Genomic DNA, 12,136 nt, shown 5'->3' on the forward strand with positions numbered 1-12,136 from the left:
GTACTGGGCCATTGGCAGCGAGTAAGGAAGACGGTGAGCTCAGCGGCCGATCCCGTCGTCGAAGCGCACGGTGCCGTCACCCAGTTCGAGGTCCTCCCGCTGGCCGGCCTCGTCCCGGTCCCGCTGCACCGGCGCGCAGCTGGAGCCGCAGCCGCCGAAGCGCGCGGTGTTGATCGGGTGGAACGGCGTCGCCTTGGTGCCCTTGAGCGCCGCCATCATGGTGTCCTTGAAGATCGGCCCCGGCACGCTCGCGCCGAACACGGAGCCGTAGTACTTGCCGCCGATGGTGACGCCGTTCAGCTTGTACTTCTGCGCCCCGCGCGGGTCGCCGATGCTCACCGCGCCCGCCAGGTCCGGCGTGAACCCGGCGAACCAGGCCGTCGCCTGCGCGTCGGAGGTGCCGGTCTTGCCCGCCACCGGACGGCCGATCCCGCCCACGCCCCGCATCGTGCCGTGGGTGAACACGCCCTGCAGCACGTTCGCCGCCGCGTCGGCCACCTCGGGGTCCAGCACCTGCTTGCACTTCGGGTCGTACTTCTTGACCTTGCCGTAGCGGTCGGTGATCTGCGTGATCACCATCGGCTCGCAGAACTTGCCCCGGGCGCCGATCGCCGCGTAGGCGTTGGCCACGGTGACCGGGTCCATCTCGTTCGTGCCGAGCGTGAACGTGGAGAACTCCAGCAGCGGCAGCCCGTCGGCCCGCTCGATGCCCAGCGACTTCGCGGTCTTGATCGTGTCGCAGAGGCCGACCTTCTCCTCCAGCTTCATGAAGAACGTGTTGACCGAGCCCCAGGTGCCGGTCTGCAGCGTCTTGAAGCCGCCCGAGCCCTCGTCGTTGGTGACGGTGTGCGACGGGTCGCCGATGCTCTCGCCCTTGCAGTTCTTGAACGTCGAATAGCCGGGCGCCCGGTAGCCGGCGCCCACCGACAGGCCGTCGTTGATCTTCATGCCCTCCTTGAGGGCGGTGAGCAGCGTGAACGTCTTGAACGTCGATCCCGGCTGGAAGCCCACGCCGCCGCCGTGCGCCGCGTTGGCGACCACGTTGTACGACATCTCGTTCTTGCGCTTGTTGTTGCCGTACTTGCGGCTGGCCGCCATCGCCTTGATCTGGCCGGTGCCCGGCTCGACCAGCGCCTCGGAGGCCACCGGGCGGTCGGAGGCGTGCACGTGCTTCTTGATCGCGGCCTCGGCGGCCTTCTGCATCTTGGGGTCGAGCGTGGTCCGGATCGTCAGGCCGCCCCGGCTGAGCAGCTGGGCGCGCTCGGTCTTGGACTTGCCGAAGATCGGGTTGCCGAGCACCTCGGCGCGCACGTACATGCAGTAGTACGGGTACTTGCTGGTCTCGCAGCCGCCGGGCAGCGGGGTGCCCTTGTAGCCGAGCTTCTTGGCCTTGGCCTCCTCAGCCTGCTGCGGCGTGATCTTGCCGAGCTCCGCCATCCGGTTGAGCACGATGTTGCGGCGCTCCAGCAGGGCGGCGCGCTGCTTCCTGCCGAGGTTGGGGTCGGTCCTGTTGGGGTTCTGCACGGCTCCGGCCAGCGTGGCGGCCTGGGCCAGGTCCAGCTCGGAGGCCGAGACGCCGAAGAACCGCTTGGCCGCCGCCTCCACGCCGTTGGCGCTCGCGCCGAAGTAGGCGATGTTGAGGTACTTCTCCAGGATCTGGTCCTTGGTGTACTTCTCCTCGATCGCCATCGCGTAGCGCAGCTCGTTGAGCTTGCGGGCGTAGCTGGCCTCCGTCGCCGCGGCCTTCTGCTCGTCGGTGACGGCGGAGTTGACCAGCACCTGCTTGACGTACTGCTGGGTGATGCTGGAGCCGCCCTGGGCGATGCCGCCGGAGCTGAGGTTCTTGGCGAGGGCGCGGATGGTGCCCTCGATGTCGATGGCGCCGTGCTCGTAGAAGCGGAAGTCCTCGATGGAGATGATCGCGGTCTTCATCACCTCGGCCACCTGGGAGAGCGGGATGACCTCGCGGTACTCCTCGTAGAAGGTGGCGATCTCGTTGCCCTTGGCGTCCTGGACCGTGGTCTTCTCCGCCAGCGGCGGCTCCTTGAGGTCCTCGGGCTTGAGGTTGAGGTCCTCCGAGGCGCTGACGAACATCGCGCCGGCGCCGCCGATGGCCGGCAGGGCGATGGCCGCGGCCAGCACGCCCGCCGCGGCGGCGGCCCCGGTCAGACGAAGGATGCTCGTACCCCGGCTCATGGTGCAGGAACCTCCCCGATAGCCAATTCAACCCCGTCCCAAACCATATAGGCCTCACGAATGCCGCGTATCCGGATCGATGTGATCGTGGTCTCACCTCCGTAGAATCGTTGACCATGACCGCCGAACCCGACCCCATGGACGCCGTCCTGCGACAGTGGCGCCGGGAGCGGCCCGATCTCGACATGGAGCCGCTCGGCCTGTTCGCCCGGCTGGTCCAGGTCACCAGGCTGCTGGAGGCGGACGTCGAGCGCGTCTTCGCCCGCCACGGGCTGCGCCCCGGCGAGTTCGACGTGCTGGCCGCGCTGCGCCGCGCCGGAAGCCCGTACACGATGATCCCGTCGGAGCTGTCCGCGGTGCTGCGGCTCTCGCGCGCCGGGATGACCAACCGGCTCGACCGGCTGGAGGCCGCCGGGTTCGTCGAGCGCAGCCTCGACCCCGACGACCGGCGCAGCTTCCGCATCGCGCTCACCGGCGAGGGCCGGCGGGTGATCGACGCCACGCTCACCGACCACGCCGCCAACCTGCACCGGCTGGCCGCCCTGGTGCCGTCCGGCGAGAGCGCCGCGCTCGACCGCGTCCTGCGCTCGATGCTGCGCGACCTCACGGGTGAGCTCACCGGCGATCCGGGGGGCGACTGAGGGGGCGGTCACGGCCTACGTCCTACCCCCGAGTCACCGGACTAACGGCAGGACCCCGGGGAAGGCGTAGTGCGTGGCCGCTTTGCGCATCGAGACGGTCCGGCACCGGGAGTGCACGGTCCTGGTGGCGGCCGGCGAGCTGGACCACGCCGGGCGCGAACGGTTCAGCGCCCACGTCGACGCGGTGTGGGACTGGTCGCCCGGCCCGGTGCTCGTGTTCGACCTGGCCGACCTGATGTTCTACGACTCCTCCGTCATCGGCGTGCTGGCCGCGGTGCTGCAACGCATGCGGGCCGAGGGCAGCGGCGAGGTCATCCTGGCCCGGCCCACCCCCCACCTGGTCAACGTGCTGCGGCAGACCGACCTGCTCGGCCACGTGTCGCTGAGCCAGAGTGTCGACGTCGCCGTGGCCGAGCTGATGCTCAAGACCGCCAGGGAATGACGGGAACCGCGCCGCACCGGTGATCGTTCTCCGGTACGCCAGCCGTACCGGAACGGAGAGTAATCACGTGGTTTTCAAGCGGATGCTGGGCGCCTTCGGCGTCGGAGCCCCCTCGGTCGACACCGTCCTCACCACCCCCCGGGTGCGGCCCGGCGGGCTCCTGGCGGGTGAGGTGCGGCTGAAGGGCGGCGACTTCGACGCCGAAATCGAGCACGTCACGCTCGGCCTGGTCGCCCGGGCCGAGGCGGAGATCGGCGACGGCGAGGCCCACGGGCTCGCCGAGCTGCACCGGATGCGGGTCTCGGGGCCGTTCACGCTGGCCAAGGGGGAGGAGCGGACGATCCCGTTCGAGGTCGCCGTGCCGTGGGAGACGCCGGTGAGCGAGGTCGGCGGGCAGCCGCTGACCGGGATGGGGCTCGGCGTCCGCACCGAGCTGGCCATCGCCAAGGCCGTCGACAAGGGCGACCTCGACCCGCTGAGCGTGGAGCCGCTGCCGTCGCAGCAGCGGGTCATGGAGGCGTTCCTGCAGCTCGGGTTCGCGTTCAAGTCGGCGGACGTGGAGGTGGGCCGCATCCACGGCATCCACCAGGAGCTGCCGGTCTACCAGGAGATCGAGTTCTACGGGCCGCCCGGGCAGATCAAGGAGGCGGAGCTCACGTTCGTCGCCGACGCCGAGGGGATGCACGTCGTCATCGAGGCCGACAAGCGCTCCGGCGGCTACGGCGACGCCATCGGCCGCTTCCGCGTCGGGCACGACGAGGCCCTGCGCAAGGACTGGGCGGCCGAGATCGGCGGCTGGCTGGCCGGGCTGAGCGCCTACGGCGGCGGCCACCACCACCAGGGCCACCACTACCACGAGGAGCGCCACCACCACGGGGGCGGCGGGCTCGGCGGGATGGTCGCCGCCGGGGCGATGGGCGTGGTCGGCGGCATGGTCGCCGGCGAGCTCATCGAGGAGGCGTTCGAGGGCGGCGAGGAGGAGGGCGACGGCGACTGGTAGCCGCCGTCACCGTCAGCGGCGGGCCGGTTCGCCGAGCAGCTCGGCGAACAGGTCCGCCCACTGGGGCATCACCACGTCGGGGCCGTAGGCGCGCGAGGTCACCACGGCGGCCTCGCCCATCTCCAGGCGCTTCCTGCGGTCGGCGACGACCTCCTTGAGCGCGGCGGCGAGCGCCTCGGTGTCGCGCGGCGGCACCAGCACCCCGTCGACCCCGTCGGTCAGCACGTCGCGCGGCCCGGTCGGGCAGTCGAAGGCCACGACCGGCAGCGCGTGCGTCATGGCCTCGATCATCACCATCGGCAGCCCCTCGAACCGGGAGCTGAGCACGTAGACGGAGGCGTCGGCCAGCTCCGCGTCGAGCCGGTCGGTGCGGCCCATGAGCGAGATGTGCCCGGTCATGCCGAGCTCCTCGATGCGGGCGGCGAGCTGGGGCTTGCGCGGGCCGGTGCCGAAGATGCGCAGCCGCCACTCCGGGTGCTCCCTGACGACCTCGGCGAAGGCCGGGATGAGCATGTCGAACCCCTTCTGGGGCACGAGCCGCCCGGCGGCGAGGACGACCGGGTTCTCCTGGCGGGAACGTTCCTGGTCGACCTTGTGCACGGCGTTGGGGATCTGCACGATCCGGGCGCCCGGCAGCAGTTGCTGGTATTCGCGCTGGTTCGTCTTGGTGAGCACGGCGACGGCGTCGAACCTGCCGTAGTAGCGGGCGATGTCGCGCCGGATCGTCTCGGGGTAGGCGGTCAGGTTCATGTGCTCCTGGGCCACCTTGACCACGCCCTTGCCGGCCCGGCGGGCGGCGATCAGGTTGAGCGCGGGCCTGGTGGTGACCAGGATGCCGTGGTCGAGCCCGGCGACGTAGTCCATGACCGCCTTCTCCACCCGTTCGGTGAAGTAGTCGGCGGCGAACTCGCCGCGCGGCACGATCTTGCCGCGCACCCGGCGCCACGCCTTGCGCGGCAGCGAGTCGGCCTGCCTGCCCTGCCGCTGGTCGACGAGCGTGCTGACCCGGACGCCCGGGTGGATGGCGAACTGCGCCTTCTCCCGCCGCCGCACCACACTGATGATCTCCACGTCGTGCCCGTACTCGGCCATCGCGTTGGCCTGGTTGATCACGGTGCGGATGGTGCCGCCCATGCCGTAGGCGTGCAGCATCAGGTAGCGGATCTTCACGGGAGGTACCCCCAGCTCCGGCACATCGGCTTGAGCGATTCGGGGACGGACTTCTCGGGCGGGAGCTCGCGGCCCGGCTGGACGGTGCCGGTGCGGATCTTGTCCCGCCAGTCGCCGAGGCCCTTCTGGATGACCGTCTGCTCGCCGTAGGAGAGCATCCCGGCCTCCCACTCCACGCCCAGGAACTCGCAGATCTCCCGGGTGACCTTCTCCGGCTCGGCGCTGAGGTCCTCGTAGCGCACGGTGAGGCCGGTGAGCGCGGACTTGGCCCGCTGCACCGCCTTCATGTAGCGCAGCGCGTCGAGCGCGGCCTCGTCGGGGGTGCGCTTGTCGGGGCTGGCCTCGTGCCAGGAGGTCGCGATGGAGGCGGGGTGGCGCAGCAGGAAGACGAACCGCGCGTCCGGCCAGCAGGTGGCGAGCCGCTCGTAGGCGAAGGCGTTCGCCGGGGTCTTGTCCACGATGTAGCGCTTGCCGCTGCGGACCAGCTCGCGGTGCAGGACCCGGTCCCAGAGCAGGTGCTCCAGATCGGCCTGGTTGTGGCCGAGCGCCGCCATCGCCTTGCTGGCCAGGGTCGTGCCGAACTCCACTCTGAGGCGCCGCACGTGGAGCTCGTGCGGGGCGTGCAGTGCCGAATGAGCGTTGAGGATCGAACGAAGCAGGGTGGAGCCGGACCGCACCGGCGAGATGATGAAGACGGGGGCGGTGAGGAGCCGGTCCGCCGCCGGGTCCGCCGGCGGCCGGATCTCGACCTCGGCCGGCTTGGCGGGCGCGGGGGCCGCCGCCTTCGTAATACCCTGGTTCCCTACTCGATTGACCTGGAATCCGGTGAACCTGACCAGCGCCTTGTTGATCTTACGCTGCCAGCTCATGCAGAGGGAGACTACTCATCCTTCCTGGTAGTTCCCTGGGAATCGGGGGTCGATACGGAACCGTGACGGCGCCGTATATCCTCGACCATCTCATTGCTTCCTGCTGGAGCCTCGCACCTGATGAGACGTGTTCGAGCCGCCTCTTTCTCACTCGGCGGCTACAGCCACCCCGCGCAGGTCATCGCGACGGGATTCAGCACGGCCGCGCTGATCGGCACGCTGCTGCTGATGCTCCCTTTCGCCACGACCGAAGGGGTGTCCCCGGGCTGGCTCACCGCGGTGTTCACGGCCACCTCGGCCGTCTGCCTGACCGGGCTCGTCGTCGTCGACACGCCCACGCACTGGTCGACGTTCGGCGAGGTGGTCATCATCGGCCTGGTGCAGATCGGCGGCCTCGGGATCATGACGCTGGCCACGGTGTTCACCGTGCTGGTGTCGGGCCGGCTGGGGCTGCGCGCCCGGCTGTTCGCCCAGGCCGAGACCAAGACGCCGACCATGGCCGACATGCGCAAGGTGGTGCGCAAGGTCGTCGTCTTCAGCCTGGTGTGCGAGGCGATCGCGGCCGTGGTCTTCACGCTGCGCTTCCTGATCGGCTACGACGAGCCGATCGGCGAGGCGCTCTACCTGGGCGTCTTCCACGGCATCTCCGCCTTCAACAACTCGGGCTTCACGCTCTGGTCCGACAACGTCATCGGGTTCGTCACCGACCCGTGGATCTGCCTGACGATCGCCGCCGCCGTCACCGTGGGCGGGCTCGGCTTCCCCGTCGTGTTCGAGCTGCTGAAGTCCTGGCGGCACCCGAGCCGGTGGAGCGTGCTGACCAGGATCACCGTCGTGGCCACCATCGTGCTGCTGGTCCTCGGCACCCTGGTCTACCTGGCCACCGAATGGCGCAACCCCGGCACCCTGGGCGCGCTGGACGACTCGGGCAAGCTGCTGGCCGCGTTCTTCCTGTCGTCCATGGCGCGCACCGCCGGGTTCAACAGCGTCAACATCGGCGAGCTCTACCCGTCGAGCTGGCTGTTCACCGACCTGATGATGTTCATCGGCGGCGGCAGCGCGGGCACCGCCGGCGGCATCAAGGTGACCACGCTCGGGCTGCTGGCCTTCGTCATGTGGGCCGAGCTGCGCGGCGAGTCCAAGGTGAACATCGGCCACCGGCAGATCTCCGAGTCGGCCCAGCGCCAGGCCGTCACGATCACGATGATGAGCGCCGGCCTGGTCGCCGTCTGCACCTACGTGCTGCTCGTCCTCACCCCGCACAGCCTCGACCGGGTGCTGTTCGAGGTCGTGGCCACGTTCAGCACGGCGGGGCTGTCGACGGGCATCACCGCCGACGTGACGGTCCCGGGCCAGGTGCTGATGGTCCTGCTGATGTTCGTCGGCAGGATAGGCCCGCTGACGATCGGCTCCGCGCTGGCGTTGAAGGAGCGGACCCGGCATTACGAACTACCTGAGGAGCGGATGATCGTTGGTTGAGAAGCGCAATGACCCCGTGGTGGTCATCGGGCTGGGCCGGTTCGGCAGTTCGCTCGCCCTGGAGCTGACCCGCCGGGGCACCGAGGTGCTGGCCATCGACCACCGGCCGAAGATCGTGCAGGCGCTGGCGGGCCACATCACCCACCTCGCCACCGCCGACGCCACCGACCTGGACGCGCTCCAGCAGCTCGGCGTGCCCGACTTCTACCGGGCCGTGGTGGCGATCGGCGACCTGGAGGCGAGCATCCTGTCCGCCTCGCTGCTGGTGGAGCTGGAGATCGACGACATCTGGGCCAAGGCCGTCAGCCAGCAGCACCGGCGCATCCTGAGCCGGGTCGGCGTGCACCACGTCGTGCTGCCCGAGTTCGACATGGGCGAGCGGGTGGCGCACCTGGTGAGCGGCCGGCTGCTGGACTACATGGAGGTCGACGAGAACTTCGCGCTGATCAAGACCCATCCGCCCAAGGAGTACGTGGGCACCCCGCTGGGGGAGTCGGGCCTGCGGCGCAAGTACGGCGTCACGGTCGTCGCGGTCAAGAAGGAGGGCGAGGCGTTCACGTACGCCACGGCCGAGACCGAGCTGTCCTACGGCGACATCATCCTGGTGTCCGGCCGCACCGACCAGATCGAGCGCTTCTCGGAGCTCAGCTGACGGACACCCGCCGTTCACCCGTCCCTCCTACCGTGGCCGGATGGCGTACGCGACGTCCGTGCCCTACCGGGCGGGCACCGAGGGCTTCCACACGTTCCGCATCCCCGCCGTCGTGGTCACCCGGGCGGGGACCGTGCTGGCGTTCGCCGAGGGGCGGCGCGGCTCGGCCGGCGACTCCGGCCACATCGACCTGGTGGTCAAGCGCTCGGCCGACGGCGGTGACACCTGGAGCGAGGCCCGCGTGGTGGCCGAGGAGCCGCGCGGGGGCACCGTGGGCAACCCGGCCCCGGTGGTGACCTCCGACGGCCGGATCGTCCTGGTGTCGGTGCGGCAGGGCCCGGCGGCGACCGAGGCGAAGATCCGGCGCGGCCAGGTGCCCGCCGCCGACGGCCGCCGCGTGTTCGTGCAGGAGAGCGCCGACGACGGCGTCACCTGGACGGCCCCGCGCGAGATCACCGCGAGCGTGAAACGGCCGGAATGGCGCTGGTACGCCACCACTCCCGGCCACGCGCTCCAGCTCCGGCACGGCCCCCACGCGGGCCGGATCGTCGTGCCCGCCAACCACTCGCTGCCGCCGGCCGCCGGCCACGACGGCACCGAGGGCGCCTACAACGGCGGCCACTGCCTGCTCAGCGACGACGGCGGCGCGACCTGGCGGATCGGCTACGTCGACGACAACCCCGACGGCTACGTCAACGTCAACGAGACCACGGCCGCCGAGCTGCCCGGCGGCCGCCTCTACCTCAACACCCGCACCGACTCGGCCGCTCCCGGCACCCGCGCCGACGCCTACTCGGCCGACGGCGGGCAGAGCCTGGAGCTGCCCTTCCGCCCGCAGGCCGGGCTGAGCGGGCCGGTGGTGGAGGGCAGCGTCCTGTTCTGGGAGCCGACGGGGACGCTGCTGTTCTCCGGCCCGGCCGCGCCCGACGCCCGCGCGCTCATGACCGTGCGGGCCAGCGACGACCTCGGCGTCACCTGGCGGGTCGCCCACACCGTGTCGGGGCTGCCCGCCGCCTACTCCGACCTGACGGCGCTCGACCCCGCCACGGTGGGCCTGCTCTACGAGACCGGCGACTTCGGGCCGTACGAGTCGATCGCCTTCCGCCGCGTCCCGGCCGCGGAGCTGGCCTGAGTCAGCCCTTCGGCGCGGTGGGCGCCTGGTCGGTCCAGCCGGACTCGACGACCTTCGTCCAGGTCTTGTTCGGGAACGGCTTGCCGCCCATCCAGGTGTCCAGCTTCTCGGCGACCAGCAGCATGGCCGAGGTGTCGACGGTGACGCTGCGCCGCATCCGCCAGTCGCCCTTGCCGTCGGTCACGGTGAGCTTCTTGCGGTTCGCGCCGTCGCCGGTCACCTCGGTGCCGGGCTCCGCCGACAGCAGCGCGAACGCGGCCGCGCGCACCTTCTGCGGCACGGGCAGCTCGTGCAGAAGCTCCTCGTACGTGTGCCCGAGCTTGATGTGCTCGCGGCGCGGCGGCTCGGGGGCGGCCAGGCGGATCTCGACGAGCCGCTCCTTGAGCGCGGCGGGCTCCGACGGCAGCGCCTGAAGCTCCTCGTAGGACATCTTCCGCCCGGCCAGGATGAACCCGCTCGGCCTGATCTTGCTCAGCCTCGCCTTGCCCGGCTCCGTGGACAGCTTCACCAGCATGCCCTCGGTCCGGTAGCGCCACGAGGCGGGCGAGCCGTCACGCTTCCAGGCGGCCCGGTCGGCCGCGCTCTTCGGCTTGACGCCCAGCTCGCGGAAGCCCATCCACCGGTCGCCGGTCGACGCCGACGTCGACTCGCTGATCCGCCGCTGCACCACCCAGTACGTGTTCGGCGCGGTGCCGACCTTGCGCGGGTGGGTCATGGTGAACGTCGTCCGGGTCTGCCAGAACTTGCCGCCGGCCCCGGGGTCGGCCTCGGCGGCCTGCGCCGGGGTGGCGGTCGCCGCCAGGGCCAGGACCGCGACCATCATGATCGTCTTACGCATCGTGTGCAGTCACCTTCCGGTTCGGGGGTCAGGATGCGGGTTCGGGGTTGGGCAGGTCGGGCCGCCGGTCGGCCCAGACGCTCTCCGCGACGGCCGTGAACTGCTTCAGCTCGCCCGAGGGCGCCAGCGTCTCCAGCGCGAGCGGCGCCCCGGTCGCGTCGTCGACGATGAGCCGCCTGGCGGAGCCGTCGGCCGGGTCGCGGTAGGCGATCGCCTCCCCGGTCCTGCCGAGCGCGTCGGTCACCCGGCCCTGCGCGGTGACGCCGGGCAGCGAGGCCATGAGCCGGTACGCGGCGGCCCTGGTTCCGGCGGGCACCGGCATCTCCAGGACGAACGAGCCCAGGTTGGTCATCAGCTCCCTGTCGCCGGGCCCGAGCAGGGCGCGCAGGCCCTCCGGCGTGGCGGGCAGCTCGGCCATCCTGGTCAGCGGCCTGCCGGCGGTCAGCAGCCGCCAGTCGACGTCCTCCTGCTCGAACGACCTGGCCTCGCCGGGCGCCGCCTCCACCTCGTAGGAGTCGCCGCCGAGACCGCCGCCGTTGCCGTACGGGTAGGACCAGCGGGTGGGGGAGCCGTCGGCCCGCCAGGCCGCCTCGTCCTCCGGCGTGGCCGGCCTGACGCCCAGGTAGCGCAGGACGAGCCAGTGCGGGTCGGTCATCTTGCCCGTGGGCAGCCAGGTCTCCTCGGCGGCCGTCTGCTCCAGGGTGTAGCGGTCGCCGGGGTCGCGGAACCGTACGCCCCTGATCAGCTTGTTGCCCCACCAGGCGCCCTCGGCGGGCTGCCGGGCGGCGGACGTGGCGGCGGCCAGCAGGACCGTGCGGGCGTCGGGCGGCGGGGCCTCGACCGGCGGCGCCGACGAGAGCACGACGGCCACCGCCGCCCCCGCCGACGCCAGCCCCAGCCCGAACGTCGCCCACCGCGCCGCCCGCACCCGCTTGCGCGCGGGCCTGTCGTGCGCGCCCCTCGGGGGACGGTCGCGGGCGATCTCCGTCAGGAGCCGGTCGCGCCCGCGCGCCACCGTCTCCCGGGACGGGCCGGGCGGGGCCAGCAGCTCCCGCACCGCGGACAGGTCATCCATCTATGTCTCCGATCACCGGGTTGACCTCGCCGAGCGCCTTCCGCACCTTCTTGCGGGCGCGGTGCAGCCGGGAGCCGACCGTTCCGTAGGGGATGCCGAGAGAGGCCGCGACCTCCTCGTAGCTGAGCCCGGCCACGGCGACGAGCAGCAGCACGTCGCGGTCGCCCGCGGGCAGCGCGGCCAGCGCCGCCGCGAGCGGCCCCCGCGCGCCCGCGGCGTCCAGCCGCGTGGGCACCCGCTCCTCGGGGCCCGCCTCGCTCCGCTCGGCCGCCGGGGCCCGGCGGAAGGCCGCGAACATCCGCGACAGCCCCCTGCGGTGCTGGGCGGCCACGTTGGTGGCGATGCCGTACAGCCAGGGCCGGACGCCGCCGCGTGCCGGGTCGAACGTGTGCCGCTTGCGGAAGGCCGTCAGGAACGTCTCCGCGGTCAGGTCGTCGGCCGCCTCCGGGCCGAGGCGGGCCGCCAGGTAGCGGTAGATCTCCTCGACGTACCGGTCGTAGAGGACCGCGAAGCGTTCCGGCTCCCGGACGGACTCCTTGATCACGGCCGCGTCGTCGGCCGCGACCGGAGGGTCGCTCACCTCGGGGGGCGCGGTCATTCGGGGTGTCCCTTCTGTTGCTTACACCCCTACTCCACCGATCG

At 71.4% G+C, this 12,136-nt stretch carries 12 protein-coding genes; 6 read left to right on the plus strand and 6 right to left on the minus strand.

Annotated features, from left to right (window positions below; translation table 11 throughout):
• Positions 1 to 39 precede the first annotated feature (39 nt).
• Complete coding sequence (locus tag KME80_RS06810) at positions 40 to 2,196, minus strand: transglycosylase domain-containing protein (protein ID WP_219501553.1); 2,157 nt, start codon at positions 2,194 to 2,196, stop codon at positions 40 to 42.
• Between the two features lie 116 nt (positions 2,197 to 2,312).
• On the opposite strand from KME80_RS06810, the gene KME80_RS06815 reads away from it, so the two are divergent.
• From KME80_RS06815 to KME80_RS06825, 3 genes are all read left to right on the plus strand, one after another.
• Entirely contained in the window at positions 2,313 to 2,837 is a 525-nt protein-coding gene (locus KME80_RS06815; protein ID WP_219501554.1) for a MarR family winged helix-turn-helix transcriptional regulator, read from the plus strand.
• A gap of 73 nt (positions 2,838 to 2,910) precedes the next feature.
• Positions 2,911 to 3,279: an STAS domain-containing protein gene (locus tag KME80_RS06820; RefSeq protein WP_219501555.1), complete on the plus strand. Its 369-nt coding sequence runs from the start codon at positions 2,911 to 2,913 to the stop codon at positions 3,277 to 3,279.
• A 67-nt stretch (positions 3,280 to 3,346) separates the two neighbouring features.
• Complete coding sequence (locus KME80_RS06825) at positions 3,347 to 4,279, plus strand: sporulation protein (protein ID WP_219501557.1); 933 nt, start codon at positions 3,347 to 3,349, stop codon at positions 4,277 to 4,279.
• A gap of 12 nt (positions 4,280 to 4,291) precedes the next feature.
• Here KME80_RS06825 and KME80_RS06830 read toward each other — a convergent pair whose 3' ends face one another.
• Together KME80_RS06830 and KME80_RS06835 are read right to left on the minus strand one after the other, a co-directional pair.
• Positions 4,292 to 5,449, minus strand: a complete 1,158-nt coding sequence (locus tag KME80_RS06830; protein WP_219501567.1) for a glycosyltransferase family 4 protein — start codon at positions 5,447 to 5,449, stop codon at positions 4,292 to 4,294.
• On the minus strand, positions 5,446 to 6,318 hold the full coding sequence (locus KME80_RS06835) for a sulfotransferase family protein (RefSeq protein ID WP_219501569.1): 873 nt from the start codon (positions 6,316 to 6,318) through the stop codon (positions 5,446 to 5,448). The genes KME80_RS06830 and KME80_RS06835 overlap by 4 nt, the downstream gene beginning before the upstream one ends.
• A gap of 120 nt (positions 6,319 to 6,438) precedes the next feature.
• Here KME80_RS06835 and KME80_RS06840 point away from each other — a divergent pair, with 120 nt between their 5' ends.
• Genes KME80_RS06840 through KME80_RS06850 form a run of 3 tightly spaced genes read left to right on the plus strand, consistent with a single transcriptional unit; the run spans position 6,439 to position 9,581 of the window.
• Positions 6,439 to 7,797 (plus strand): TrkH family potassium uptake protein, encoded by a 1,359-nt coding sequence (locus KME80_RS06840; RefSeq protein ID WP_219501570.1) that lies wholly within the window; start codon positions 6,439 to 6,441, stop codon positions 7,795 to 7,797.
• On the plus strand, positions 7,790 to 8,449 hold the full coding sequence (locus tag KME80_RS06845; RefSeq protein ID WP_219501572.1) for a potassium channel family protein: 660 nt from the start codon (positions 7,790 to 7,792) through the stop codon (positions 8,447 to 8,449). Before KME80_RS06840 ends, KME80_RS06845 begins: the two co-directional genes overlap by 8 nt.
• Positions 8,450 to 8,489: 40 nt before the next feature.
• The gene (locus KME80_RS06850) at positions 8,490 to 9,581 is read left to right on the plus strand and encodes a sialidase family protein (protein WP_219501574.1); all 1,092 of its coding nucleotides are present in this window, start codon (positions 8,490 to 8,492) and stop codon (positions 9,579 to 9,581) included.
• 1 nt (position 9,582) lies between these two features.
• On the opposite strand, the gene KME80_RS06855 is transcribed toward KME80_RS06850, so the two are convergent.
• The 3 genes from KME80_RS06855 to KME80_RS06865 are packed head-to-tail and all read right to left on the minus strand — an operon-like array spanning position 9,583 to position 12,092.
• Positions 9,583 to 10,419, minus strand: coding sequence for a hypothetical protein (locus KME80_RS06855; protein WP_219501576.1), 837 nt, complete (start codon positions 10,417 to 10,419; stop codon positions 9,583 to 9,585).
• Between the two features lie 28 nt (positions 10,420 to 10,447).
• A complete protein-coding gene (locus KME80_RS06860) occupies positions 10,448 to 11,494 on the minus strand; it encodes a CU044_5270 family protein (protein WP_219501578.1) in 1,047 nt (348 codons plus the stop codon).
• The gene (locus tag KME80_RS06865) at positions 11,487 to 12,092 is read right to left on the minus strand and encodes an RNA polymerase sigma factor (RefSeq protein WP_219501580.1); all 606 of its coding nucleotides are present in this window, start codon (positions 12,090 to 12,092) and stop codon (positions 11,487 to 11,489) included. Before KME80_RS06865 ends, KME80_RS06860 begins: the two co-directional genes overlap by 8 nt.
• Between the last annotated feature and the right edge of the window lie 44 nt (positions 12,093 to 12,136).

The sequence above is a fragment of the Nonomuraea ceibae genome, assembly GCF_019396325.1.
In the GTDB taxonomy this organism is placed as follows: Bacteria; Actinomycetota; Actinomycetes; order Streptosporangiales; family Streptosporangiaceae; genus Nonomuraea; species Nonomuraea ceibae.